This is a genomic window from Mogibacterium diversum (assembly GCF_002998925.1).
Classification (GTDB): domain Bacteria; phylum Bacillota; class Clostridia; order Peptostreptococcales; family Anaerovoracaceae; genus Mogibacterium; species Mogibacterium diversum.
In genome coordinates, this window is the sequence record NZ_CP027228.1 from 366,102 (window position 1) to 392,620 (window position 26,519).

18 protein-coding genes, 10 tRNA genes and 2 rRNA genes are annotated in these 26,519 nt (G+C 40.7%); 25 read left to right on the plus strand and 5 right to left on the minus strand.

The features are described 5' to 3' along the window. Nucleotides 1-4 precede the first annotated feature (4 nt). From C5Q96_RS01685 to C5Q96_RS01705, 5 genes are all read left to right on the plus strand, one after another. Nucleotides 5-691 carry a YwaF family protein gene (locus tag C5Q96_RS01685; protein WP_106056628.1) on the plus strand — a complete coding sequence of 229 codons (687 nt, stop codon included), beginning with the start codon at nucleotides 5-7 and terminating at the stop codon, nucleotides 689-691. A gap of 99 nt (nucleotides 692-790) precedes the next feature. After that, a tRNA-Asn gene (locus C5Q96_RS01690) sits at nucleotides 791-865 on the plus strand. Between the two features lie 10 nt (nucleotides 866-875). Continuing rightward, nucleotides 876-964, plus strand: a tRNA-Leu gene (locus C5Q96_RS01695). An 11-nt stretch (nucleotides 965-975) separates the two neighbouring features. Further along, nucleotides 976-1,051 (plus strand) — tRNA-Met (locus C5Q96_RS01700). A 129-nt stretch (nucleotides 1,052-1,180) separates the two neighbouring features. Beyond that, nucleotides 1,181-1,426, plus strand: coding sequence for a hypothetical protein (locus C5Q96_RS01705; protein WP_158696653.1), 246 nt, complete (start codon nucleotides 1,181-1,183; stop codon nucleotides 1,424-1,426). 131 nt (nucleotides 1,427-1,557) lie between these two features. Here the strand turns inward: C5Q96_RS01705 and C5Q96_RS01710 are convergent, their stop codons facing one another. The 3 genes from C5Q96_RS01710 to lgt form a co-directional block, all read right to left on the minus strand. Further along, a complete protein-coding gene (locus tag C5Q96_RS01710; RefSeq protein WP_158696654.1) occupies nucleotides 1,558-2,856 on the minus strand; it encodes a ribonuclease H-like domain-containing protein in 1,299 nt (432 codons plus the stop codon). 492 nt (nucleotides 2,857-3,348) lie between these two features. After that, nucleotides 3,349-4,440, minus strand: coding sequence for a redox-regulated ATPase YchF (ychF, locus tag C5Q96_RS01715; protein WP_106056634.1), 1,092 nt, complete (start codon nucleotides 4,438-4,440; stop codon nucleotides 3,349-3,351). An 11-nt stretch (nucleotides 4,441-4,451) separates the two neighbouring features. Then, nucleotides 4,452-5,210, minus strand: coding sequence for a prolipoprotein diacylglyceryl transferase (gene lgt / locus C5Q96_RS01720; RefSeq protein WP_245905580.1), 759 nt, complete (start codon nucleotides 5,208-5,210; stop codon nucleotides 4,452-4,454). A 158-nt stretch (nucleotides 5,211-5,368) separates the two neighbouring features. Between lgt and C5Q96_RS01725 the strand changes: the two genes are divergently transcribed. The 7 genes from C5Q96_RS01725 to C5Q96_RS01755 all read left to right on the plus strand — a co-directional run bounded on the left by C5Q96_RS01725 (nucleotide 5,369) and on the right by C5Q96_RS01755 (nucleotide 7,383). Then, nucleotides 5,369-5,445: transfer RNA gene (locus C5Q96_RS01725), tRNA-Met, on the plus strand. A 3-nt stretch (nucleotides 5,446-5,448) separates the two neighbouring features. Further along, nucleotides 5,449-5,524: transfer RNA gene (locus C5Q96_RS01730), tRNA-Val, on the plus strand. Between the two features lie 6 nt (nucleotides 5,525-5,530). Continuing rightward, nucleotides 5,531-5,607 (plus strand) — tRNA-Asp (locus C5Q96_RS01735). A gap of 18 nt (nucleotides 5,608-5,625) precedes the next feature. Continuing rightward, nucleotides 5,626-5,701 (plus strand) — tRNA-His (locus tag C5Q96_RS01740). A 21-nt stretch (nucleotides 5,702-5,722) separates the two neighbouring features. After that, nucleotides 5,723-5,797, plus strand: a tRNA-Gln gene (locus C5Q96_RS01745). A 5-nt stretch (nucleotides 5,798-5,802) separates the two neighbouring features. After that, nucleotides 5,803-5,876 (plus strand) — tRNA-Cys (locus tag C5Q96_RS01750). 133 nt (nucleotides 5,877-6,009) lie between these two features. Further along, on the plus strand, nucleotides 6,010-7,383 hold the full coding sequence (locus C5Q96_RS01755) for a L,D-transpeptidase (RefSeq protein WP_106056639.1): 1,374 nt from the start codon (nucleotides 6,010-6,012) through the stop codon (nucleotides 7,381-7,383). 116 nt (nucleotides 7,384-7,499) lie between these two features. Here C5Q96_RS01755 and C5Q96_RS01760 read toward each other — a convergent pair whose 3' ends face one another. Both C5Q96_RS01760 and purR read right to left on the minus strand, forming a co-directional pair. Further along, entirely contained in the window at nucleotides 7,500-8,288 is a 789-nt protein-coding gene (locus C5Q96_RS01760) for a PHP domain-containing protein (protein ID WP_106056641.1), read from the minus strand. A 125-nt stretch (nucleotides 8,289-8,413) separates the two neighbouring features. After that, a complete protein-coding gene (gene purR / locus C5Q96_RS01765) occupies nucleotides 8,414-9,211 on the minus strand; it encodes a pur operon repressor (protein WP_106056643.1) in 798 nt (265 codons plus the stop codon). A gap of 150 nt (nucleotides 9,212-9,361) precedes the next feature. Between purR and murC the strand changes: the two genes are divergently transcribed. The 13 genes from murC to C5Q96_RS01830 all read left to right on the plus strand — a co-directional run bounded on the left by murC (nucleotide 9,362) and on the right by C5Q96_RS01830 (nucleotide 26,497). Then, nucleotides 9,362-10,738: a UDP-N-acetylmuramate--L-alanine ligase gene (murC, locus tag C5Q96_RS01770; protein WP_106056645.1), complete on the plus strand. Its 1,377-nt coding sequence runs from the start codon at nucleotides 9,362-9,364 to the stop codon at nucleotides 10,736-10,738. Between the two features lie 12 nt (nucleotides 10,739-10,750). After that, nucleotides 10,751-11,455, plus strand: a complete 705-nt coding sequence (locus C5Q96_RS01775) for a UDP-N-acetylglucosamine diphosphorylase (protein ID WP_106056647.1) — start codon at nucleotides 10,751-10,753, stop codon at nucleotides 11,453-11,455. A gap of 41 nt (nucleotides 11,456-11,496) precedes the next feature. After that, nucleotides 11,497-12,444, plus strand: coding sequence for a ribose-phosphate diphosphokinase (locus C5Q96_RS01780; protein WP_106056649.1), 948 nt, complete (start codon nucleotides 11,497-11,499; stop codon nucleotides 12,442-12,444). 71 nt (nucleotides 12,445-12,515) lie between these two features. Beyond that, the gene (pth, locus tag C5Q96_RS01785; RefSeq protein WP_106056651.1) at nucleotides 12,516-13,085 is read left to right on the plus strand and encodes an aminoacyl-tRNA hydrolase; all 570 of its coding nucleotides are present in this window, start codon (nucleotides 12,516-12,518) and stop codon (nucleotides 13,083-13,085) included. Between the two features lie 2 nt (nucleotides 13,086-13,087). After that, nucleotides 13,088-16,447, plus strand: coding sequence for a transcription-repair coupling factor (gene mfd / locus C5Q96_RS01790; protein WP_106056653.1), 3,360 nt, complete (start codon nucleotides 13,088-13,090; stop codon nucleotides 16,445-16,447). 97 nt (nucleotides 16,448-16,544) lie between these two features. After that, nucleotides 16,545-18,185: a putative polysaccharide biosynthesis protein gene (locus C5Q96_RS01795; protein WP_106056655.1), complete on the plus strand. Its 1,641-nt coding sequence runs from the start codon at nucleotides 16,545-16,547 to the stop codon at nucleotides 18,183-18,185. 124 nt (nucleotides 18,186-18,309) lie between these two features. Further along, nucleotides 18,310-18,588 carry an HU family DNA-binding protein gene (locus tag C5Q96_RS01800; protein WP_009643555.1) on the plus strand — a complete coding sequence of 93 codons (279 nt, stop codon included), beginning with the start codon at nucleotides 18,310-18,312 and terminating at the stop codon, nucleotides 18,586-18,588. Nucleotides 18,589-18,861: 273 nt separating this feature from the next. Beyond that, entirely contained in the window at nucleotides 18,862-19,674 is an 813-nt protein-coding gene (locus C5Q96_RS01805) for a hypothetical protein (protein ID WP_106056657.1), read from the plus strand. A 292-nt stretch (nucleotides 19,675-19,966) separates the two neighbouring features. Next, complete coding sequence (locus C5Q96_RS01810) at nucleotides 19,967-20,206, plus strand: RNA-binding S4 domain-containing protein (protein WP_106056659.1); 240 nt, start codon at nucleotides 19,967-19,969, stop codon at nucleotides 20,204-20,206. Between the two features lie 376 nt (nucleotides 20,207-20,582). Further along, entirely contained in the window at nucleotides 20,583-21,017 is a 435-nt protein-coding gene (locus C5Q96_RS01815; RefSeq protein ID WP_158696655.1) for a LytTR family transcriptional regulator DNA-binding domain-containing protein, read from the plus strand. A 715-nt stretch (nucleotides 21,018-21,732) separates the two neighbouring features. After that, nucleotides 21,733-23,249, plus strand: a 16S ribosomal RNA gene (locus C5Q96_RS01820). A gap of 36 nt (nucleotides 23,250-23,285) precedes the next feature. Next, a tRNA-Ile gene (locus C5Q96_RS01825) sits at nucleotides 23,286-23,362 on the plus strand. Nucleotides 23,363-23,605: 243 nt separating this feature from the next. Further along, nucleotides 23,606-26,497: ribosomal RNA gene (locus C5Q96_RS01830) — 23S ribosomal RNA — on the plus strand. The 16S and 23S rRNA genes sit together here with 1 tRNA gene alongside, the layout of an rRNA operon. The last annotated feature ends 22 nt before the right edge of the window (nucleotides 26,498-26,519 follow it).

Consider the following 26,519-nt stretch of genomic DNA (forward strand, 5'->3'; position numbering starts at 1 on the left):
GGGAATGCAACATTTTTTTAGACATACATTAGATGGTGACCCACACCTAAACATGAAACTGATATATGCGGGTCTAGTTATCGCAATAATTATTGCATATAGATTTAGAAAAAATGATAAATTGCTGAAAGTATTGCTAGCTACCAATGTGCTACTTCAGATTATACTATTTATCTGGTACTTGGGGTATAAGGAGCTTTTTATAATGGAAGGGCTGCCTTTATATCACTGCAGGATTGCTGTGCTTATGATGGCAGTGGGATATGTAGCAAAGAAACCGGTGATTTCTAGGTACTTTGCGTGGCTTGGAATAATAGGAACCATAATAGCATTTGGCGTACCGGATCCATCTGACTATTTGTGGCCGCATCTAACTAATATTACATTCATATGCACTCATTATCTAATCGCTATGAGTTCACTTATTATTATTTCGAGGAATGAAGTAAAGCTAAATTTTAGAGATGTAGTATTGATTACATTTATTATGAATTTAGTGATTATGATTGCAAATACGATTCTTGGAAGCAACTATAGTTACTTGATGAAATTGCCTCCAGCACTTCCTATTGAAGTCAATAAGTATATTATATTCACGATAATGACTATACTTCTAATAATTGGTGAAATGCTTCTCGATAAAATATCTGTGGCAAAAACGAATAAGGGTGTAAGCGACCTAAGTGCATAGTTACCTAGGTCGCTATAAAAGCACGATATTTACATAAAACCGCTTGACAGCCTATTATGTGTAGTGTAAAATAAGGAAGTCGCAAATGCGGGATGATGTTCCGAGGTAGCTCAATGGCAGAGCAACCGGCTGTTAACCGGTAGGTTGTGGGTTCGAGCCCCACCCTCGGAGCCATTGAATTTGTGCCGGAATGGCGGAATTGGCAGACGCCCGGGACTTAAAATCCCGTGAGAAGTGATTCTCGTACCGGTTCGACCCCGGTTTCCGGCACCAATTATAGATATCGCGGGGTAGAGCAGTTGGTAGCTCGTCGGGCTCATAACCCGGAGGTCGCAGGTTCAAGTCCTGTCCCCGCAACCAACGAAAAGTAACGACTTTGGAGTAATCTGAAGTCGTTTTTTATTATCTAAATAATTATTGTTTAATATCATGTTTTCTGATAAGATAATCTACTTTGCAGTTATAGCGTGCAAGCGAGGTAATCTTGGTATGAACAATAAAACTATTAATAAACATTATGTCTATGGTAAGTATATGGATAAAAATCTGCCTGATAAGACAGTCTTAGATGTTTCAGATAAATTTAAAAGCATTCTAGGATTCAAAATAGAAAATATTACTTTTAAAAGAAATGATTTTAAAATAGAATCAAGAGGATATCGCAATCCTTCTGTTTCATTACACCTCGAAAAAGAGAGGAAGGTAGAGTTAAGACTAAAATATAATCCCGAGTAACGATTTATTTATACAAATGTGTTAGTGAAATGCATGCTGCGGCTGTTGCTGCAGCATGCATTGTTCTATCATTAGGCAAACAAAAATATAACTATTAAAATACACAGTCCTTACAATTTAGTTTATGTGGGTTATACAGTTCTATACAACTGAGTGCTGATAAGAACTGAGAGCAGGTTGATCTCTCGGTTCAATTCCGAACCTTCATTTACCAGGAGCAGATAATCGTTAATAAGATTATCAGAATCCTTTAATAGGTGGGCACATTTAATTTGAGTATTATCACCAGAAGATTCCGCATCTAATAGCATTTTTTTGATATCAAGGAACTGAGAGTTTTCGTGCTTCTCGAGTGGAACTCTAATCTGATATGAGCAGTTTTCTTTGATGAATTCAGCACTAATAGATGATGCTGTTTCTGGAAAGAAATTAGCGTTTATTGCGAAATCGGTATTATCGGATAGCTTGTGCGGCGCACGGAGCTGCCTGCCCGCCACGGTCAGGCAGCCGGCGGCGAGCCTTGGTCTTGCTGTCAGCTCGCCGCCAGCAGACGGGAGCCCAGCTCCCGTCTGCGCCAGCGCCGCGTCCAAGCGGTGGTTCGAAACAATAGGCGCCATATTCGCATCAGAATCAGCGCTCGCCCCAGGCTCAGAGTTTATACAAGATCGATTACTGCCATCAGATGCTGCGTTCAAATCATAAGCGTTGCTAGCACCATAAGCGGTGCGCATATCAGACGTCACATTCGCATCATGAATTCCAGCCCCATTAAAGCCATCACACCCATTATCGCCTTCGCCGAGCACGGCGCCAAAATTGTTTCGACCGATTATATTGAACAGATGACAGAGCTGTAGGACATCCTCACGGTTATGCGTGAGGATTATCTTTTCTATTACAGAATCCTGATTAATAGCATATTCGGCAAACAGCTTGACGCTTTCTCGTCCAGATATTACATCTTTTCGATTTGAACTGATTCCAAAGTGCTGCTCAACATTCTTTTGACTTAACGAACCAATCTGTGATTTAAGGCCAGTATTCGATCTTATGAAATTATATAAATCAAATTCATACATATTTAAAACATAAGGGAGATTTTTCGTTGCAAGTCGCTGCTTCATGAATGGAATATCAAATGAGGCCCCATTATATGTGATTAAATAATCGACACTTTCATCTTTAAGAAAATTCATAGTAGCCATAATTACGCGGTCTTCTTCATATGGATTTTCAGCAAGAAATTGAGTTATGGTCACGCCTTTGCTATTAGGTATAAGACAAGCCGTCAGAATGATTTTATTTCCGCGCTGTGCGGAGAGGCCCGTTGTTTCAATATCAAATATGCATGGCTTTAGTCCGCCGTGATACAAATCGAATATTTGTCCTGAGTAAATATAAGTGTTATAAGATCTAGTAAATTTTTTCATGTCTTTATTTTTAGTTATGTCAAAAACTGACATATAAGTGCTTATTAAGAAATATAATAATATCTAATATCTAAATCTGTCATTAATTGAAATGATATCTGCTATGTTTTATTACTATAATTCATTAGCACAAAAAAGTAAAACAGACTACAGGGGAGTAGTCTGTTTTGTAAAAAGGGTATTGGGACTAGAGATTAAGAGATTGCCAGGGAGACAATCTCTATAAATGATTATAGTCGCTCTTTGTACATTTTGCAATACTTAATGTGATAATAATTATACTAGTAACATAATTAATATTTTTAGTGAATGATTATTCGATTGATTTATGTGATGAAAAGTGGATTTTACAGGAATAAATAAAAAAGGGGACAACTTTCGGCTTGCAAGTTTAGCTGAATCACACCTACAAAAGCTAGCATGTCTAACTTTTAGGGTTCAAACTAAAGCGTTAAGTAGTCCTCTTATCATAAGATGCATATAAATTATTTTTTATACATTGAACAAGAAGTGAATTACATCTCCGTCCTGTACGACATAGTCCTTACCTTCGGATCTAATTAGACCTTGCTCACGGGCTTTGCCGAGGCTGCCACCACATTCTATTAACCTGTCGTATGCAATGGTCTCAGCTCTTATAAAACCTTTCTCGAAGTCTGTATGTATCTTTCCAGCCGCCTGAGGAGCTTTTGTTCCTCTTGTAATTGTCCAAGCTCTAACCTCGGGCTCGCCTGCGGTCAGGTAAGATATTAAATTAAGCAGGGCATAGCTCGCTTTTATTAGCTTGTCTAGACCAGATTCCTCTATGCCTAGATCTTCAAGGAACATCTCCCTTTCATCATCTTCAAGAGCAGCCATTTCAGCTTCAATTTCCGCACAAATCTTTACGCAACCTGCTCCCTCAGTAGCTGCAAATTCAGAGACTTTAGCAACATACTCATTATCTTCACTTGCAACTTCATCCTCGGAAACGTTAGCGACATAGATTACTGGCTTATAGGTAAGCAGGTCCATAGATGAAATGATTTCTTTCTCTTCGTCCTCGAGCTCCATAGCGCGAGCACACTTACCTGTTTCAAGCCACGCTTTAACTCTTTCGAGCAGTGCGACCTGCTTGCCGAGAGTTTTATCGGCCTTCATGTTTTTGTTAAGTTTTACGATGGCTCTTTCCAAGACCTCTAAATCGGCAAATATGAGCTCGGTATTAATCGTATCTATGTCATCTAGTGGATCGATGTGACCATTTACGTGGACTATATTGTCATTCTCAAAGCATCTTACAACATGAACGATAGCGGAAACCTCGCGGATATGACCGAGGAATTTATTTCCAAGACCCTCACCCTTTGAAGCACCCTTAACGAGCCCAGCTATATCACAAAATTCTATAGTCGTGTAAATGGTCTTTTTTGCCTTGTAGATATCCGTCAGCACCTCCAGTCTTTTATCTGGAACAGTTACGACCCCCACATTTGGCTCAATTGTGCAGAAAGGGTAGTTGGCAGCTTCTGCTCCAGCCTTAGTGATTGCGTTAAATAATGTGCTTTTTCCTACGTTAGGTAGACCAACAATGCCTAGTTTCATTTTTTTACCTCTTATAAATTATTCTTAATATTATAATCGTTTCTTTTCCAAAGATATACATATAATGCGATTGAAACGATAAAGATAACTATGCTTATAACTTGAGCTTGTCTCAAGAAACCAATCATCAAGCTGTCTGTTCTTAATCCTTCTACCAGGAACCTCTCTGGCGCATACAGAAGTCCATATAGACATGCAACCTGACCAGGGAATTTTCTATGATTAAAAATAGATGAGAGGATAATAAAAATAATAAAACACCATATCGATTCATAGAGAAAAGTAGGGTGTACCGATTTCCCGTCTATTATTATTGCCCATGGAAGGGATGTTTCAGTGCCGTACGCTTCATTGTTGAAAAAGTTTCCCCAGCGGCCTATCGCTTGTGCTAAAGCAACGGAAGGGAGGATTAGATCAGCAACGTTTATAAAGCTGATCTTCTTATACTTACAAATAGCGTATGCTGCAATAAAACCGAAGATTAAACCACCGTGTATTGCCAGACCTCCGCCGCGAATATCAAAAATTTCAGAAGGTGAATCGCTATAGTAACTCCAGTTGAATATAACATAGTAAATTCTTGCCCCAAGTATTCCAAGTGGGAGAATTCCTAATGCTATGTCTAATACATCTTCAGAAGCTAATCCGTATATTGGTGCGCGCTTGTAACTTATATATAGCGCAAGAAGTGCGCCCGAGGCAATTAGTATGCCGTACCATCTAATGTCGAAGCCTGCTATTGAAATTGCAATTGGACCTGGTGATGTCACAGAAACCTCCAATACAAAGTTGATTCTTAAAAAATATACTAGGATAGTATATCATAAATGAGCTAAATTAACGAGATTATCACAGAAAATGAAGATGAAGTATTGACAAGAATAATGACGTTTGGTAATATAATTTGGCGACACATTAGTGCGTATATGGCGGCGTAGCTTAGCTGGCTAGAGCGTCCGGTTCATACCCGGAAGGTCGATGGTTCGAGTCCATCCGCCGCTACCATTTGGACGCTTAGCTCAGCTGGGAGAGCATCTGCCTTACAAGCAGGGGGTCATAGGTTCGAGCCCTATAGCGTCCACCATTTTTTGGCCGGGTAGTTCAGTTGGTTAGAATGCCAGCCTGTCACGCTGGAGGTCGACGGTTCGAGCCCGTTCCCGGTCGCCAATTTTTAAAATCGATATGGTGGGTATCGTCAAGCGGTTAAGACCCAGGGTTGTGGCTCCTGTATGCGTGGGTTCGAATCCCACTACCCACCCCATTAACTTCTACATTTTAATATTGGGGTATCGCCAAGCGGTAAGGCAACGGACTCTGACTCCGTCATTCACAGGTTCGAATCCTGTTACCCCAGCCAATAATGGCGACATGGCCAAGTGGTAAGGCAGAGGTCTGCAAAACCTTTATCCCCAGTTCGAATCTGGGTGTCGCCTCCATAACTGAAACAGCTGAACGATTAGTTTAGCTGTTTTATTTTGTTTTGACATGAACACCTTGTTGTGATTTAATTAATAGGTATAGATTTTACAAAATGCAATTAAATAAATAATTAAGTAAGGAATTGTAGACTTGAGAAACAAAAATGTAGTGCAAAACCTCGCTGATAAGAAAGTTGGTACTGGTAAGCGAGCTAAGATAATCATTGCGATTATTGCATTGATTTTTATATGTGTGGGTGCATTTGGAGGCTACAGATACAGCAATGCGACAACATTCCCTAAGGGAGTAAAAATCGATGGTGTAGATGTATCTGGTCTTAAGACTGAAGATGCGGTAAAGAAGATTACAGATGCAAATAACTCATTTACAATAGAAGAAGATGGACAAGAGCCTAAGAAGATAAACACATCCTTTACCTATGATATTAAATCATCAGTTCGTGCCAAGATAGGGATATCATCGGTAGATCCAAGAGTGTTGATAGGTAAGGGTGTTAGCTATAATATTTCGCTTAAAAACGCAGGCGGAATCAAGGAATCTGCCAAGACTATAGGCGATGCGGTTCCTGATGCTCAAGGTGTTAAATACACTGAAGATGCATATATTGATTACAATAACATGAAGATTGTTCCTGAGGTCCAAGGTGACAGTGTTGATTTCACTAAGGTGGCAAAGGACATTGCTGAAAAAAAAGCTTCTGATTATAAATTTAATAAGTATAAGATTGATCGTAAGAAGCTTATATCAGAGCCTAAGGTTACTGCAGAATCGCTTAAGGATGAGTTTGAATTTGCTAAGAAGTATATTTCAAAGCCGCTTTATCTAAATACTGTTACCGGAACACCTTATGAAGTGGATCAGAACTCGCTTGCAAAGGTTATCCTTTATACAAAGGAAGGACCTAAGTACAGTAAGAAGGGCGCAAAGGAAGTTGCAAAGGGAATAGCAGAAAAGTATTCGGGAAATACTTTAACTGTAAAGACTCTTGCCGGTGATAAGACGCTATATAATAGTGCACTTAAGCTCAGTGTAGATGTTGATAAAACTGCTGATTCCATTCTTGATTCTGCCAAAAATGGGAAAACTGGAACAATTGTGACAGATAGAGCAGCCTCTAGTGGAGATGGTTCTCATCTTGAGATTAATCTTGCTGCTCAAAATGTAAAATACATAAAGAATGGTAATGTGGTATTCACATCATCAGTTGTTTCTGGAGGTCCAGGACATAGGACGAGAACAGGAATATTTAAGATAAACGGCAAGATGCGTAATGTCACGCTTAAAGGTCGTAACGATGACGGTTCAGACTATGAATCACCTGTAAGCTACTGGATGCCTTTCGATGGTGGAAATGGCCTTCATGATGCAACCTGGAGAGGTGCATTTGGTGGAGGTATTTATGTATCTAATGGTTCTCATGGCTGTGTTAATATGCCACCATCAATGGCTGCGCAGTTATTTGGGATTATTCCTGCAGGGACAATAGTATATGTGTATAATTAGCAATATGAGCAGATAGCTCGATATTTAAGAGTTTAAAAAATAAATATTTAAAAAGCGCTAGTATCAATTAAAAAATGATTGCTAGCGCTTTTCTAATGCAGATTTAAAACTTTATATTACTTATGTTCGAGAGCCTTCTTAACTCTATGCTTTCTGAGCGGTGAGTATAGAAGCCCGAGGCTGACATTATAAGCTATAAAAGCATAGACTGAATAAAATGCATGAGCGTGCTTGGATTTTAGTGTTTCGCCACGAACGATACCACCACAGCTTATCGAGTTATCTTTGCTTTCGGAAGCCTTGTGAACGGCTGAAATTAAATCATCGCAGCAGCATATATCATCTGAAAACAGAGTATAACCCATGCCAACATACTCGTAATCATGTGAATCGGATCCACCAAATGTAGGTTTATGGAAATCTTTAGCCAGAATCTGAGAAAAGTCATTTGCAGTTTCAGTTTCGCAAGCGTTAAACCCTTCGATGAAATCAAATTCCTTAACAAGAGCCCTGTTTCGCTTGAGCGTTTTAAAAAGCATCGCACTTGAGCTTCTGGTGCCAAACGGATGAGCAGGCCCGACTATGCCTCCGACCTGGTGTACAAGATTAATAAGCTTTTCAACCTTCATTCCACGCATCGTGAGTGCTTTTAAGTGAACGCCATCTGGCAAAATTACGATAAAGTGTCCAGCATCTCTCGTATCGTATTCGACACCTCTTATTACTCTAAATTTAATGTCTGGATTTTCTGATTTCCAGCGATTATATCCTCGGTAAGAATCATGATCAGTTACAAGCATCCCGTCATACCCTTTTGCAGAAAGCATTTTAACATATTCAGAGATTCTGACTTTGGCATCAATTGAGCCATACCTTGTATGGCAGTGCATATCAAATTTTAACAAAATAAACTTCCCCTAAAATTAAATTGTTCTAATTATATAACCTTATTATGTCAAAAATATGTAGAAATCAAAGCAAATACAAGTATATTGCATTGTTGTAGATCGCTGAATATATATTATTTATATTATTCAAATGATGCTTTGATCAGATTAGCGTCTTCGTCGATTGAATCGAGGTATATAACGGGAAGGTAAGACGCGATTTTTTTCTTGACAGGTTCTCTTGAGGCAATTGCCACACCAGCACCAACTACGTCTATATCGAACTCGGATAGGATTTCTGATACACCCTTCAGGCTTCCTCCACCGCGCATAAAATCATCTATGATTATAGCGCGCTTGTTTTGGGAAACCGCTCTTTTTGAGATAGACATTTTTTGTATTCTATCGTATGAGCCGGAGAAGTAGTTGATGCTTACGGTAGAACCCTCTGAATATTTTGCCTCGCGTCTAACAACTACCAAAGGCAAATTCATCATAAAAGCTACATCGGCGGCTAATGATATTCCTTTAGTCTCAACCGTTACGACATAATCAGCATTTAAATTTGCAAATTTGCCCGCAAAATAAGTGCCCATGCTGCGAGTTAACTGTCCGTCGAACATGATGTCTGAGGTGTATAAAAAGCTTCCTCCGAGAATCCTTGCCGGATCGGATAATTTATTTACAAGAGTCGTTTGTAGCTGTTTCAATCTATCATCTGATAACGCTGGTACATATCTTAATCCGCCGTTTGCTCCTTGGATTGTCTCAATCCTACCGATGCCCTCTGAGGCTATAATCTCTCCGGCAGTCGTAATATCTTCGCTGAGGCTAGATTTTGCAATATCGAATTTAGAGCAGAATTGATTATAAGAATACTGCTTACTTGGGTGAGAAAGAAGCTCGGTAATTAAGCTTCCAACACGCTTATTTTTCTTCATAGCAAATTCCTCCAATACCATTCATTTTACTGTTATTAGACCAAAAGTCAATTCGTGTTCTTATCGTGTTTAATGTCTTTTATTCGTTGAAATCATAAGGGATATGCCGTATAATTATTCGAGGTATTAATTAGCTTGGAGGTAAATAAAGTGGCTGACATTTCAAAGTTCAAGAGAATTCATTGCCTGGGTATTGGCGGTGTAGGTCTATCAGCTGTTGCAGAGATATTACAGGATAATGGTCATGTAGTTAGCGGAACAGATATAAATAGATCTGATATTACTGATCACCTAAATAGGATTGGCATTAAAGTGTTTTATGAGCACAAAGCGGAGAATGTAGATGATGTTGATGCTATAGTTTATTCAAATGCAGTATCTGATACAAACCCTGAGATTGTTCGTGCAAAGGAAAGACGAATTCCGATATATTCCCGTGCAGAAGTCTTGGGAATGATTATGAGCAACTATAAGCACAGTATTGCCGTATGTGGTACACATGGAAAAACTACCGTTACATCCATGACTTCGCTCATACTTCGTGATGCAAAGTATGAACCAACAATTCTTGTCGGCGGAAATGTTGAGGAGATTAAAGGCAATGTAGAAATTGGTGGCAACAACTATTTTGTTACTGAAGCTTGTGAATACATGGATAGCTTTTTGCATCTTAATCCAACGATAGGGGTGCTTCTCAATATAGATTCAGATCACCTAGACTATTTTAAGGATATGGACCATATTGTTAAATCATTTAAGGAGTTCGTTTCTAATATTCCTAAGAAAGGCATTATTATAGCATTTGGTGAGAATCCTTTTGTAAAAGAAGCTCTAAGAGGACTTACTAATGTAATAACGTATGGATACACCGACAGCAACGACTTTTATGCTGAAAATATTTCGTTTGATGATAGAGGATTTCCAGAATATGATATTTGTCATGAAGGCAAGACTCTCTGCCATCTACATTTAGGCGTACCAGGTGAACACAACGTCCTAAACTCGATGGCTGCGTATGTTACAGCTAGATATCTCGGTGTAGACGATGATGTAATCGCTGGAACACTTAAGAAATTCAAGGGAACTCACAGACGCTTTGATTTTACTGGTGTTACCAAGAAAGGTGTTAAGATTGTTGATGACTACGCTCATCATCCGACAGAAATAAAGGCAACTCTCTCAGCTGCTAGCAAGGTTAAGCATAATAAGCTGAGAGTTGTGTTTCAGCCACATACATATACTAGAACAAAGGCACTTTTTGAAGATTTTGTAGATTCGTTTGACCATGTTGACTCACTTATCATAACGGATATCTATGCAGCTAGAGAGAAGGATGTCTACGGTGTTTCATCATACCAGTTAGTGAATGCAATTAAGGCAAAGTATCCTGATAGGGAAGTTTATTATGTTCAAGATTTTGAGGACATAGTTAAGTATCTTTCTGCTAATGCAGAGAAGGATGATATTGTGATGACGATGGGTGCCGGCGATGTCTATAAGATTGGACAGATGATGCTTGAAGTATAGTGGAGGGATTACATGACTATTGAGGAATATAGGAATTGCGAAAGCGCCAGGCTTGAAGCAAATAAACGTAGGATGGAAGATGACGGAGTTAACTTCGTAGATATCTACTCTGCGTACATAGATGAAGATGTTGTAATTGAAAAAGGTGCTACAATTGCTCAGAATGTCACAATTTCAGGCAAATCTATAATTAGAGCAGGTGCTTACATAGGACAATCTTCAGTTCTTAAAGATGCTGAAGTAGGTAGCGGTTCCACTGTTGAAGCATCATATATATACGAGAGTAAGGTCGGAGCGAAGACTAGCGTTGGACCATTCGCTTATATCAGGCCGGGCAGTATTATCGGTGACGAATGCAAGGTCGGTGACTTTGTTGAAGTTAAGAACTCTACTATTGGAGATGGAAGTAAGTCCTCGCATCTAACGTATATAGGTGATGCAGATATAGGTAAAAATGTAAATCTCGGATGCGGAGTAGTATTCGTAAATTACGATGGTACTAAAAAGTATCGTTCCAAGATTGCTGATGATGCATTTATCGGATGCAATTCAAACCTTGTTTCTCCGGTTGAAGTGGGTGAAGGTGCGTACGTAGCGGCAGCGACTACAGTCACGGAAAATGTTCCGGAAGACGCCCTTTGCATAGGAAGATCGCGAATGACCACAAAGGAAAATTGGGTACGTAATCGTAAAATTTTAAAGAAAGATAATAAATAAAAAAAGATTATATTTTTAAGTTCACGTATTGGAGGTAAATAATGAACAAGGTCTTTTCCGATCTAAAGCTTTTTACATGCAACGCACATCCCGAGCTCGCAAATGAGATTGCTGAATTAATGGGAATTAAAGTTGGAAAATCAACTGTTAATAAATTCAGTGATGGTGAAATTCAGGTAAGTATTTGGGAGTCTGTAAGAGATTGTGATGTATATGTTGTACAGCCGACTTGTGCACCTGTTAATGACCATTTGATGGAGCTGCTTATCATGATTGATGCCCTCAAGAGAGCATCAGCAGGAAGGATCAACGCAGTAATTCCTTACTATGGATATGCGAGACAGGATAGAAAAGCGAAGGCAAGAGATCCAATTACAGCTAAGCTTGTGGCTAACTTAATTCAGGCTGCCGGAGCAGATAGAGTTATCTCAATGGACCTTCACGCTAATCAGATTCAGGGTTACTTTGATATTCCGGTAGATCACCTTCTTGGATTACCGATACTTACAAAGTACTTCAAAGAAAAGAATCTGGATAATGTTGTCGTTGTATCACCTGATCACGGAAGTGTTACAAGAGCAAGGAACATGGCTGAAAGGCTCGATGCACCAATTGCAATTGTAGATAAGAGACGTCCAGAGCCAAATAAGAGTGAGATTATGAATATAATCGGAGATATTGATGGCAAGAATTGTATTCTGTTAGACGATATGATTGACACCGCAGGTACTATTTGCAATGCAGCAAGTGCACTAATTGAACTAGGTGCAAAAAATGTATATGCCTGCGCAACACACGGAGTTTTGTCAGGACCAGCAAAAGAGCGTCTTGAGAAGAGTCCTATACAGGAACTAGTTCTTTTAAATACGCTTCCAATCGATGATGAGAAGAAATTAGACAAGATGACATTTATATCTGTTGGACCAATCTTCTCGGAAGTTATTACGAGGGTTTACCAGGGTGGGTCCGTAAGCACTTTATTTGATTAATTGATATAACACTGTGATTTATGGCAACGGAGGGAACTCCGTTGCCAATCTGTCTATTGGAGTAAAAGAGTATGTACATTATTGTAGGACTAGGGAATCCTGGGGATAAATACGCACAGACAAGGCATAATATGGGGTTTAGAGCAATTGATAAGCTTGCCGATGATCTAAATGTTGATATCACCAAAGCTAAATTTAAGTCACTTATTGGAGAATGCAGAATTGGCACACAGAAAGTGCTTCTTGTTAAGCCACAGACTTATATGAATCTTAGCGGGGATGCTTTGAGAGAGGTAGCAAACTTTTACAAGGTGCCTTCAGAAAACATAATAATTATATATGATGATATTGATATTCCTCTTGGAGCTATTAGAATTCGTAAATTTGGTGGTCCAGGTACACATAATGGTATGAGATCAATTGTTAGCCAGCTTGGAACGACAGAATTCCCAAGAATTCGAACTGGCGTTGGTAGTGGTGACGGTTCACTTGTTGATCATGTAATTGGAAAAGTTTCAAAGGATGAGAATGCAATTCTCGATGAAACAGCTACAAAAGCAGCTAAGGCGGCAAGGGATATTATCGAGGTTGGTATCGATAAAGCCATGAATCTCAACAATACTACAAAGAAAAAGGACTAGATATGAAAATTAATATCACCGGAGTTAGCGGAAGTAGGGTTGCCTACTATGCAGCCAAGGAGATTGTTAAGAAGAAAAAGACAATGATTATCGTTTCCAGAGCGGATGTTGCGACAAGGCTCAAGGACGATATTTCTTTTTTTGTACAAGACAGAGAAATCTTTATAATGCCTGAAGAAGATGAGCTTCAGATAGTTTATGAGGCGAAAGACAGCAATGCAACTGTACAGAGCTTAAAAGCTCTAGATGCGTTATGTTCAGATGAAGAAGCTATTGTAATTGCTCCGATTTCAGCAGCTTTAAAATCTCTTCAGCCAGCAAAAAGGTTTATAGACTCAGTTATAAACCTTAAATTAGGTATGAGGATTGATCCGAAAAAATTGAAGAGTGAGCTAGTGTCAATTGGATATACGTCATCTCCAATAGTTGAAGCAGAAGGTGAGTTTAGCACTCGTGGAGGGATAATAGATATATTTTCACCTAACCACGCAGATCCAATAAGGGTTGAGTTTTTTGACGATGAAATAGATTCGATTAGATTCTTTGACTTCGAATCACAGATGTCACTTGAAAATATTGATTCTATCCGAATATGTCCAGCTGCAGAGTTTGTGCCTACTGAACGAGAACGCCTTGATGTGCTCCCCTTGATAATTGATGAATATGATAGGCGTCTTGATGAACTGACTGCTCAAAGTGGTGATAAAAAACTAGCTGATGGCAGAATAGAGAGAATCGAAGATCTTAAGAGCCGCATTACAGAGATGTTCACGGAATGTACCAATGTACAAATATTTGCCAACTATCTAAAGTACTTCAATATAAAGTCCGAAAGGCTATGGGATTATCTGGGATTATCAGACAGTTCGAACCTAATGATATATGATCCAAATAGAATAGAAACTGAGATTCCGGAGCACGAGGAAAAAAATGATCTTAAGAAATTGTATGATAGTGATCTTATTGTTTTCACACCATTTCCAGAACCGATAAAGGAGATTGATGAATTTAATAGAGTCATAAATGTAACTAGCAGACAGATTGCGAGCTTTAACGGGCAGATGGAACTCTTTGGAAGAGAGATGAGAAGACTATCCAAAGAAGGATATGAAGTCCATATAGTTTCTAATGAACGCACGAGACACGAACGCATTCGTGAGTATTTAGAAGATGCCAAGATTTTCGGACATTTTAGATATGATCTAGGACTTCTCGGATCAGGAATGATGCTCGATGACGAAAAGCTTTGCTATATAACGGATGCAGATATTTTTCCCAATATAAGAAAAAGTAAAAAAAGAAAGTTGCGTCGTAAGACGAAGAAACAAGATTTTTTAGATCTTCACGCTGGTGACTATGTTGTTCATGAGGAACATGGGATAGGGCGATTTGAAGGGATTAAAACTCTTGAAGCCGATGGAGAAATAAAGGACTATTTAAAAATCCATTATTCAGGTACTGATGTTCTATATATCCCAACTGAACAAATGGATATTGTACAGCGATATATTGGAAGTGAAGGAAAAGCACCCAAGCTGTCCAGGTTGTCTGGTGGAGATTGGCGCAATACTAAGGCTAGAGCACGTAAGGCAATTGAGGAAATTGCTGAGGATCTTGTTAAATTATATGCTGAGCGTGAACTTCGTGGGGGCTACGCATTTCAGCACGATACTGTATGGCAGCATGAATTTGAGGAGAGATTTCCATATCAGGAAACTGATGATCAGCTACAAGCTACAGAAGAGATAAAAGCAGATATGGAAAAACCGCTACCTATGGATAGACTTCTGTGCGGAGATGTTGGTTACGGTAAGACAGAAGTGGCTGCTAGGGCAATTTTTAAGTGCCTCTCTGAGGGAAAGCAAGCGGTATTTCTTGCTCCTACAACACTTTTGGCCAATCAGCACTTCAATACACTAAAAGAACGTTTTGAAGATTATCCATTCAATATAGAAATGATGTCTAGGTTCGTAAATGAATCACACCAAAAGAAAGTGATTCAAGGATTATGTAAAGGTACTGTAGATTTAGTTATTGGAACTCATAGACTGCTGTCGGAGGATATAACATATAAGGATTTGGGACTATTAGTTATAGATGAAGAACAGCGCTTTGGCGTAAAGCACAAGGAAAAGCTCAAAATGGCAAGACAGACAGTTGATGTTTTGACGCTTTCCGCAACTCCAATTCCTAGAACTTTGAACATGTCGTTAACAGGAATTAAAAATATAAGTACAATTGAGGAACCTCCTCAAGATAGATATCCCGTACAGACATTTGTATCTGCTGAAGACGATGAGCTTATAAGAAACGTAATCAGGCGTGAACTTGATAGAGGTGGACAGGTATATGTCATATATAACCGCGTAAATGGAATTAATGATGTTGCAAAACGTATAAATTCATTAGTACCGAATGCAACAGTTGCGATTGGCCATGGGCGTATGAACGAAACAACACTAGAAAATGTCATGCTAGACTTTGTAGAAGGTGAAATAGATATATTTGTGGCAACAACGATTATTGAAAATGGAATTGATATTCCAAACGCTAATACCATAATTATACTAAACGCAGACAAACTCGGGCTTTCGCAGCTGTATCAACTTAAAGGTAGGGTAGGAAGATCAAGTAGACTTGCCTATGCGTACTTGCTGTATAAACCAGAAAGAGTTTTGACAGAAGTCGCTACAAAAAGACTTGCGGCAATAAGAGAGTTTACCGAGTTTGGCGCGGGTTTTAAACTTGCGATGCGTGACCTAGAGCTCAGAGGAGCAGGGAATGTCTTGGGAGAGGCTCAACACGGTAACATAGCTGGAATTGGTTATGAACTATACGTTAAGGAAATTGATAAGGCTGTTAGAAGATTAAAAGGAGAGAAAATAACCGAAGGACGAGAAGACATATCTATAGAAGTTGATATCCCTGCGCGTATTCCTGCTGAATATATAAAGGATGAAACGCTTAAATTGCAGGCATATAAGAAGATTGCTCAGATTGCGAATCATGAAGAGGCTGAGGAGCTTATAGCAGAACTGATTGATCGATACGGTGACCTACCTGATGTAACAGTGGATCTTATTAGGATTTCCGAGATTAAATGCTTTGCAGCTGAGCTAGGTGTAAGATCTATATCAGAACGTGGTGGGCGTTATGTAATTGAATTTAATGAAGAGAATAATGCAGATGCATTCACACTGATTGTAGCTAAACAAAAGTATGGAGACCAGCTGGTGATAAGTAGTGGTAACAATCCTTTCCTTAGCCTACAGAAAGGTAGAGAAAAACCAGCTGTGAGAATCTTAGATTTAATGATGACGATGGCGGAGGCTAGACTCCAAGGACTTGCACAGTCAGATTAGAGTACTGAATCAACCAATCTTAATCATGGACATATTTACGTGTTATGGTATAATCGGCGTTAGTGCTGAAATACACTTTTTGTTATAGGAGATATAAATGAGTAAAATTCAACACTCTGAACATGGTGCTAAATTCGTAAAAGGAGCGGCAATCCTGTCAATTACAGGGATAATTGCCAAAGTTTTTGGTGCGTTCTTCAGAATTCCACTTAACAATTGGATTGGCGCTGCAGGTATGTCATACTACGGTGTAGCTTATCCTATTTATTCGTTCTTTCTTATTATAGCAACTGCAGGACTACCGGTTGCTATTTCAAAGATGGTATCTGAAAGGGTAGCTATTGGCGATTATATAAATGCGCACAGGGTATATAAAGTGTCTCTTCACATCATGTTTGCTATAGGTGTGTTTGGATTTATTGTATGTTACTTTGGGGCTGATATAATCGCTGCTCATAGTAAGAATCCTGGTGGTGCAGCTTCGTTAAGAGCTATAGCACCAGCATTATTGACCGCCCCAATTGTTGCATCATTCAGGGGTTATTCTCAAGGACAGCAACAGATGATGCCTACTGGAGCATCGGAAGTTATTGAGCAGCTTATGAGAGTATTTGCGGGGCTTGGACTAGCTTATATGTTCCTTAGTTCAAGTAGAGATCTTACAAAAGCAGCCGCAGGTGCTACCTTTGGTGCCTCTGCTGGTTCAATAGCTGCGCTTATACTTCTACTTGTTGTCTACATTGTGGGCGGTAAGGAACGAAAACTCCATTTTCAGAAATCAATTCATAAGGATGAACCTACAAAATCTATATTCAGTCAGCTTCTTAAGATAGCAGTTCCAATTACTATTGGATCAGCTATTTTGCCGTTCATGATGATTGTAGATTTATGGTTGGTAATGAGAAGACTACAAGCAACAGGCTGGACTCATCATCAATCAAAGCAGCTATACGGATTAATAAGTGGATTTTGTGATCCACTGATAGGATTTCCGCAAGTGTTTACTATTGCTGTGGCAGTAAGCCTTGTTCCAGCTATTTCGTCAGCATTTGTAAGGGAAGACATGGTGGGACTTCATAAAAATATACAAACGGGAATCAAAACCAGCATGATAATCAGTTTCCCTTGCATGATTGGACTGATTGCTTTAGCTAGACCTATTCTTTTCTTGCTTTATCCAGGACAACCAGAGGATTCAGCTCTTGCAGTACCTACACTACAAGTTTTATCGCTTGGTATAGTGTGTTTATCGATACTACGTACGTTTTCTAGCGTTTTACAAGGGATAGGGAAACCTGCGATTCCTGTTGTTAACCTATCAATCGGTGTCATATGCAAATTTATAATCACATATATACTAGTGGGTATTCCGGCGTTTAACATAAATGGAGCAGCTGCAGGAAATGTTGCGGCATATGGAATAACGGCTATACTTAATTATCGTGCTATGCATAAACTCACCGGTACAAATATTAATATAGTCGGAACATTTGTTAAGCCAGCAGTCGCGGCTCTTGTTATGGGTGCAGGGGCTCATGGATCATACGTGCTAATATATAAGCTTTTGGGAAGTAATTCTCTTGCAACGCTAGCTGCGATGATAATCGCTGTATTCATATATGTTGCTGCAGTATTCGTTACAAAGTGTTTAGGCCCTGAGGAAATTCTAATGATGCCTAAAGGAGAGAAACTTTTGAGGCTAACGAACAAATTTCACTTGACGAATAATAGTAAATGATGCTTATTTTTATACTTTATAGGCTTTTTACAGACTTTAAGCAAGATAAAACAATCAATTCGTTGACTTTTCAATACTTCAACAGTATAATACGTGTAGTTAAGTTACCATAAGGAGGAAAATTATGAATAAGGCTGAATTAGTAAGCAAGGTTGCTGATAAGACTGGTTTTAAGAAGAAGGATGCAGAAGCAGCTTTGGATGCTGTACTTGGAACTATTGAAGAGTCCCTAGTTGCTGGAGACAGTGTTAGACTTATCGGTTTCGGTACATTTGAGACAAGATCAAGAAAGGCTAGAAAGGGTAGAAACCCTCAGAAGCCAGAGGCAGTTATTGATATCCCAGCTTCAAAGGCACCTGTTTTCAAGGCAGGAAAGTCGCTTAAGGATGCAGTAAATAAGTAATTGAATTATACTTAGGGAGATGGGTACGATGTGCCCATCTTTTTCTTTTGCTAAATTTAATTGGCGGACTATACGGAAAAATAGAAGTGCGTTTATAATTAAACTGAAGTTAATCTGTGTTCTTGCTGTGTCCTTGAGGAATTTTCATAACTGATAGAAAATGGGCAATCAAAGTTATATATACGATGCGTTTACATTATATTACTTAGGATAGGTATAGTTGTTACTACTAATGGGGTATAGGTTAAATTGAAAGGATAGAAATGGATAGAAATGGCTAGAATAGTGTTACTATGTTCACTCGTGCTTTTGGCTCTTCTTTACCTTGGAATCTGGTTTGGGGCATATAAGTACCTAAAGAACAAGAAAGTTGATGGCGTATCGCTTCTTGATAGCGCTGTAAACGAATCGAAAGATACGAGTAAGATTCCTCTGAATGAGCTAATAGTTTATTTTCTAATGATAGCAATAGCCGTTAGTGGTGCAATTAAGTTAATGCACGGGGCAGGTTCAGGGTTTTCAATTATGGCGAGATGGATTATTGGACCGCCTGCACTAGCACTTTTTAATGCTCGAAAAAGGACGGGCAGATCACTTATGGTTCTCGCGGCAACGGCACTGCTCTCGGTATTTCTTATGATAGCTTTTTCTATAATCGGCCTCCCGAGCAAAGCGCCGATTGTATCAATCGCTGGCATGGATATTAAGATGGCTCAGACGAAGGCTTCAGAGCTAATGGACGAAGGTTTCGATATATATGAGCGTGTGAGTGATGAAACTTGGAATGAGGATGATTATACAAATATTTCAGCTTCCCCGAGATATAGAAGATACTCACTTAACAGCAATATCTCTATACCGGCAGGATACAAGCGAGCTGAAGCGGGGATACTTTATTCGAAGTATTTAGTAGTAAAAAACAACACTGTAGTTGGAGCTATACATTTCTTCGGCGATATGAAAAAAGACACCTTGCTAAAGGATTGTAAAGTAGTTGCCATTATGATGGATGAGGATTGTATAAAAATGCTAGAAAACACGGCAACAAAGTCAAACTTAATGGGCTTGATCTGCTATCTACTTTAAAAGAAAAAGACTTTAAGGAAACTTTTGGCAGTCATTTGTGGTCAGTTCCGAATTATCCGACGGATGAGACAAGCCTCTACTATGGTATACAGTGGACTCCAAGGAGCGATCACTTGTTTTGGAATGAATATTATTCATATGTTAGATTCAATAAAAGCAATATGATGACAGATTTTCAAATTGTTGCAGAGATAGCTCGCAATTACGATGATAATTAGTAGGGTATCCTTCATGGTAAATTTTAAAAAATAGTAAAAGTAAAATAATGTAATAATAATTAATTGGAGGCAATATGAGGTTAGATAAATTTTTAAAGAATTCTAGGATAATAAAAAGGCGTACAGTTGCAAAGGAAGCTTGTGAGCAGGGAAGAGTGGAAGTGAACGGTAAAATTGCTAAACCTGGAGTTGAGCTCAAGGAAGGAGATGCAATTAAAATTACATTTGGAACAAGTGTACTAGAAGTGCGAGTGGAAAAGCTTTTAGATAACGTTAAGAAGGTTGATGCAGAATCAATGTATACAGTTATTTAAATATGTTAACGAAAAACTGTCATATTCATTCTTTGATAAATGCATCGCATTTTGATAGATGCCTAATTAAAAATGTTGATTAGAGGCATGTTTGTTAATTGCTCAATGGTAATATATTTGAGAACGATAAATGCGTTGAGAAACAGTCCTGAATTCTTATAAAAAATCGAAAAAGATAATAAGAAAATATAAGCTAAAAAAGCGCAATTATCTTAAAATAGCATAAGTTGTGGCATCGCTACGAACAAATTCAATATATTGATTTTGAGGTCGAAAAAAGTCGATTTACTTTTAGTGTCTGTAAGGTTAATATTAAGCCACCAGCCACCCCTGGTTGTAAATGTGTGTTATTTCATATCGTAAGAAGGAGCAAATTATGTATAAAGAGAACACAGACACAATATCAATTATCACTGGGTCGACATGCGCGCAAGTTGCTATTGATGACATCGAATTTATAGATAGGGAAGGAAAGTCTCTTCTAATTTATACGTCATCATACATATACAAAACTTTCGCCAAAATTGATGATATCGCTTATCCATTGATAGGCAGGTCGTTTTTCAGACCTCTTGTTGGCCTAATTATTAACTTCGATAAAGTAAGAAAAATTGACAAATACGAAATCGAATTTGAATCTGGAAGGAAGATAGGTATAGGAAGAAACAATCACTCTAAGATTAGAAGGGCGTATAAGAAATATCTATTTAGATATCCGCCATATGTAACTGTGGATTGGGAGAGCAAGCCACACGCGACAATTAACTCACTTTGGGAAGATGAAGTAAAATACAAAGGGAAAAATCATTAAGTGAGTTAAATGCATTAAAAGTCTGCACTATTTTAGTGTGATTTAAAGAAGGAAAAATAAAATAGTGTAAATAAATATATAGTATCTATGTAATTGTAAAAAGTGTGAATGAAAGATTGAATGATAAGAATGTCGAGCTATAAATGATATAAAACAGTTTTTATTGATACACTTAAAGAAAAAGGGCTAGTAATATAAGAAAAGTGTAAAAAAATAAATAATATAATTACAAAATTGATACTACTTATTAAATGGAAATCTTATTATAAAAGGAAAAGGTTGCTAACCAGGGGTTGACAGGCGATAGTGCAGACTTTATAATGAAAAGAACTTGTTTTCTAAATAGATTACGAGTGAGCGAGCCAGGGCGTGGCAAGCAAGAAATCTTAAAAAAGATGAAAAAAGTGCTTGACGAGTCCAAAATGGTGCGCTATAATGATTAAGCTGTCGCGAGAGAGCGGGCAACAAAAATCGCTCAAACGCAGTCAGCAGAACCATGACAACTTCATAGTGTAGAAACTGGTCAAGAGATCGACACGGTGAAAACCGGAGATTAGATCTCAAGATCGTATAAGAGACAAACGATGTACAATATGTCGTATGTCCCTGTACAATTCAAACACAAACAACAATGATTCGGAAATAACGAGTCGAGACGCGATAAGCGTCATCCATTAACAGGATTTGGACGAATCGAAAGATTCTTCAGATAACATTTATTAAGAGTTTGATCCTGGCTCAGGATGAACGCTGGCGGCGTGCCTAATACATGCAAGTCGAGCGAGATGTTAGCGCATGAACCTTCGGGGGATTATGCTAACGGACAGCGGCGGACGGGTGAGTAACGCGTAGGCAACCTGCCCCTGACAGAGGGATAGCCATTGGAAACGATGATTAAAACCTCATGACACCGTAGAAGCACATGCTTCATCGGTCAAAGATTTATCGGTCAGGGATGGGCCTGCGTCTGATTAACTAGTTGGTGAGGTAACGGCTCACCAAGGTGACGATCAGTAGCCGACCTGAGAGGGTGATCGGCCACATTGGAACTGAGACACGGTCCAAACTTCTACGGAAGGCAGCAGTAGGGAATCTTGCACAATGGGCGAAAGCCTGATGCAGCAACGCCGCGTGAAGGATGAAGGCCTTCGGGTTGTAAACTTCTGTTCTAAGGGAAGAAACAAATGACGGTACCTTAGGAGCAAGCCCCGGCTAACTACGTGCCAGCAGCCGCGGTAATACGTAGGGGGCAAGCGTTATCCGGAATTATTGGGCGTAAAGAGTGCGTAGGTGGTTACCTAAGCGCAAGGTTTAATTTAGAGGCTCAACCTCTACTTGCCTTGCGAACTGGGCTACTTGAGTGCAGGAGGGGAAAGCGGAATTCCTAGTGTAGCGGTGAAATGCGTAGATATTAGGAGGAACACCAGCGGCGAAGGCGGCTTTCTGGACTGTAACTGACACTGAGGCACGAAAGCGTGGGTAGCAAACAGGATTAGATACCCTGGTAGTCCACGCCGTAAACGATGAGCACTAGGTGTTGGGCCCGTTAGGGCTCAGTGCCGCAGTTAACGCAATAAGTGCTCCGCCTGGGGAGTACGCTCGCAAGAGTAAAACTCAAAGGAATTGACGGGGACCCGCACAAGCAGCGGAGCATGTGGTTTAATTCGAAGCAACGCGAAGAACCTTACCAGGGCTTGACATCCTGCTGACAGGACCTTAACCGGTCCCTTCTTCGGACAGCAGAGACAGGTGGTGCATGGTTGTCGTCAGCTCGTGTCGTGAGATGTTGGGTTAAGTCCCGCAACGAGCGCAACCCTTGTCGCTAGTTACTAACATTCAGTTGAGGACTCTAGCGAGACTGCCGAGGTCAACTCGGAGGAAGGTGGGGATGACGTCAAATCATCATGCCCCTTATGTTCTGGGCTACACACGTGCTACAATGGTCGGTACAATGAGAGGCAATACTGTGAAGTGGAGCAAATCACCAAAACCGATCCCAGTTCGGATTGTAGGCTGCAACTCGCCTACATGAAGTTGGAGTTGCTAGTAATCGCAGATCAGAATGCTGCGGTGAATGCGTTCCCGGGTCTTGTACACACCGCCCGTCACACCATGGAAGTTGGGGGTGCCCAAAGTCGGTTAATTAATCTATCGCCTAAGGCAAAACCAATGACTGGGGTGAAGTCGTAACAAGGTAGCCGTTCGAGAACGAGCGGCTGGATCACCTCCTTTCTAAGGAGACCTAGTCTCTACACTATGATAGTTTATGGGCTTGTAGCTCAGGTGGTTAGAGCGCACGCCTGATAAGCGTGAGGTCGGAGGTTCGAGTCCTCCCAAGCCCACCATTACATATATTTATTATATGTGAAGTAGTACCTTGAAAATTGAATAACACACCAAGTGTAAATGAAGACAAATAGACAACGAATCGAGATACAAGCCGAATCTTCTAGAAGGAGATTCAAATTGGGTAACGATTTCAAACAGACTATTTGTTGAGAGAAACCAGAATTCACTGAGAGAATTACAATAGTGAATAAGACCTAGTTAACGCTAACTAGGCGAGAGAACATCTCGAAAGAGATGAATGGTCAAGTACAAAGAGCATCGGGTGGATGCCTTGGCACTGGGAGCCGATGAAGGACGTGATAAGCTGCGATAAGCTGCGGTAAGGAGCACATATCCGATATACCCGCAGATTTCCGAATGGGGGAACCCACATACGGTAATGCGTATGTATCATTAAGTGAATACATAGCTTAATGAAGGGAACGGGGTGAACTGAAACATCTAAGTAGCCCTAGGAAGAGAAAGAAAAATCGATTTCCTGAGTAGCGGCGAGCGAAAGGGAAAGAGGCCAAACCAAATTGTTTACAGTTTGGGGTTGTGGACCACCGACATTGACGAAGTTATGCGAGCCGAATAGGGTTGGAAAGCTCAAGCAGAGAAGGTAATACTCCTGTAGGCGAAGCAGAAAGCGCATAGGTGGCACCAGAGTAGGACCGGACACGTGTAACCCGGTCTGAAGCAGGAGGGACCACCCTCCAAGCCTAAATACTACCCAGTGACCGATAGCGAATAGTACCGTGAGGGAAAGGTGAAAAGAACCCCGGGAGGGGAGTGAAATAGAATCTGAAACCTGATGCTTACAAGCATAGGGAGCGCAAGTGACCTAGTACTTTTTGTAGAACGGGCCAACGAGTTATGGTATGTAGCGAGGTTAAGTTGCTGGAGCAACGGAGCCGTAGAGAAATCGAGTCTGAATAGGGCGAGAGTTACATGCTGTAGACCCGAAACCGGGTGACCTATCCATGAGCAGGTTGAAGTAACCGTAAAAGGTTATGGAGGACCGAACCTATATCTGTTGAAAAAGGTTAGGATGACTTGTGGATAGCGGTGAAATTCCAATCGAACTCGGATATAGCTGGTTCTCCTCGAAATAGCTTTAGGGCTAGCCTCAAGGTAAAGATACACGGGGGTAGAGCACTGACTGTTCGCGGGGCCTTCACCGGTTACCAACAACTATCAAACTCCGAATACCGTGCTATCATACTTGGGAGTCAGACTATGAGAGATAAGTTCCATGGTCGAAAGGGAAACAGCCCAGATCAACAGCTAAGGTCCCAAAGAGTAAGTTAAGTGGAAAAGGATGTGGGATTGCACAAACAGCTAGGATGTTGGCTTAGAAGCAGCCATACATTTAAAGAGTGCGTAATAGCTCACTAGTCGAGTGATCCTGCGCCGAAGATAAACGGGGCTCAAACTTACCACCGAAGCTTTGGAATTAGTATAACTAATTGGTAGAGGAGCATTCTATACAGGTAGAAGGAGGCGTGTAAGCAAATCTGGACGGTATAGAAGAGAGAATGTTGGCATGAGTAGCGTAAGGCGGGTGAGAATCCCGTCCGCCGAAAATCTAAGGTTTCCTGAGGAAGGTTCGTCCTCTCAGGGTAAGTCGGGACCTAAGCCGAGAGCGAACGCTGTAGGCGATGGACAACAGGTTGATATTCCTGTACCACCAAGGATTGTTTGAATGAAGTGGGGACACAGAAGGATAGATTGAGCACGCCGTTGGTTGAGCGTGTCCAAGCAGCAAGGCTTGAAAGTAGGCAAATCCGCTTTCTACAAGGCTGAGCTGTGATGGGGTGGTCGAATGACCGGTAGCAATCGATTTCACGCTGTCAAGAAAAGCCGCTAATGAGATCCAAGGTGCCCGTACCGCAAACCGACACAGGTAGATGAGGAGAGAATCCTAAGGTGAGCGAGCGAACTATTGTTAAGGAACTCGGCAAAATAACCCCGTAACTTCGGGAGAAGGGGTGCCTGCTTCGGCAGGCCGCAGTGAAGAGGTCCAGGCAACTGTTTACCAAAAACACAGGTCTCTGCTAAAGCGAAAGCTGATGTATAGGGGCTGACGCCTGCCCGGTGCTGGAAGGTTAAGGGGAAGTGTTAGGGCAACCGAAGCACAGAACTTAAGCCCCAGTAAACGGCGGCCGTAACTATAACGGTCCTAAGGTAGCGAAATTCCTTGTCGGGTAAGTTCCGACCCGCACGAAAGGCGTAATGATCTGGACACTGTCTCAACAATAGGCTCGGTGAAATTGTAGTACCGGTAAAGATGCCGGTTACCCGCAGCAGGACGGAAAGACCCCGTGGAGCTTCACTGTAGCTTGATATTGATTTTCGGCATTGCATGTACAGGATAGGTGGGAGACGTTGAGTTCAGCACGCCAGTGTTGGAGGAGTCACCGTTGGGATACCACCCTTGTAATGTTGGAAATCTAACCTAGTACCGTGATCCGGTACAGGGACAGTGTCAGGTGGGCAGTTTGACTGGGGCGGTCGCCTCCTAAAGAGTAACGGAGGCGCCCAAAGGTTCCCTCAGCGCGGACGGAAATCGCGCGAAGAGTGCAAAGGCAAAAGGGAGCTTGACTGCGAGACATACAGGTCGAGCAGGGACGAAAGTCGGGCTTAGTGATCCGGTGGTTCCGAGTGGAAGGGCCATCGCTCAACGGATAAAAGCTACCCCGGGGATAACAGGCTTATACCCCCCAAGAGTTCACATCGACGGGGGTGTTTGGCACCTCGATGTCGGCTCGTCTCATCCTGGGGCTGAAGTAGGTCCCAAGGGTTGGGCTGTTCGCCCATTAAAGAGGTACGCGAGCTGGGTTCAGAACGTCGTGAGACAGTTCGGTCCCTATCCGCTGTGGGCGTTGGAAATTTGAGAGGAGCTATCCTTAGTACGAGAGGACCGGGATGGACATACCTCTGGTGTACCGGTTGTTCTGCCAAGGGCATAGCCGGGTAGCTACGTATGGAAGGGATAAGCGCTGAAAGCATCTAAGTGCGAAGCCCACCTCAAGATAAGATTTCCTCCGAAAGGTAAGACCCGTGAGAGACTATCACGTTGATAGGTCAGAGGTGTAAGTACGGTAACGTATTCAGCTGACTGATACTAATAGGTCGAACACTTGACCAAATGGTTTTAAGCATGAGGTGGTT

Coding starts and splice junctions, on each gene's coding strand:
- C5Q96_RS01685 (WP_106056628.1), top strand. CDS start 5: ATGCAACATTTTTTTAGACATACATTAGATGGTGACCCACACCTAAAC.
- C5Q96_RS01705 (WP_158696653.1), top strand. CDS start 1,181: ATGAACAATAAAACTATTAATAAACATTATGTCTATGGTAAGTATATG.
- C5Q96_RS01710 (WP_158696654.1), bottom strand. CDS start 2,856: ATGAAAAAATTTACTAGATCTTATAACACTTATATTTACTCAGGACAA.
- ychF (WP_106056634.1), bottom strand. CDS start 4,440: ATGAAACTAGGCATTGTTGGTCTACCTAACGTAGGAAAAAGCACATTA.
- purR (WP_106056643.1), bottom strand. CDS start 9,211: ATGAAGAAAAATAAGCGTGTTGGAAGCTTAATTACCGAGCTTCTTTCT.
- C5Q96_RS01775 (WP_106056647.1), top strand. CDS start 10,751: ATGACTATTGAGGAATATAGGAATTGCGAAAGCGCCAGGCTTGAAGCA.
- C5Q96_RS01780 (WP_106056649.1), top strand. CDS start 11,497: ATGAACAAGGTCTTTTCCGATCTAAAGCTTTTTACATGCAACGCACAT.
- pth (WP_106056651.1), top strand. CDS start 12,516: ATGTACATTATTGTAGGACTAGGGAATCCTGGGGATAAATACGCACAG.
- mfd (WP_106056653.1), top strand. CDS start 13,088: ATGAAAATTAATATCACCGGAGTTAGCGGAAGTAGGGTTGCCTACTAT.
- C5Q96_RS01795 (WP_106056655.1), top strand. CDS start 16,545: ATGAGTAAAATTCAACACTCTGAACATGGTGCTAAATTCGTAAAAGGA.
- C5Q96_RS01800 (WP_009643555.1), top strand. CDS start 18,310: ATGAATAAGGCTGAATTAGTAAGCAAGGTTGCTGATAAGACTGGTTTT.
- C5Q96_RS01805 (WP_106056657.1), top strand. CDS start 18,862: ATGGCTAGAATAGTGTTACTATGTTCACTCGTGCTTTTGGCTCTTCTT.
- C5Q96_RS01810 (WP_106056659.1), top strand. CDS start 19,967: ATGAGGTTAGATAAATTTTTAAAGAATTCTAGGATAATAAAAAGGCGT.
- C5Q96_RS01815 (WP_158696655.1), top strand. CDS start 20,583: ATGTATAAAGAGAACACAGACACAATATCAATTATCACTGGGTCGACA.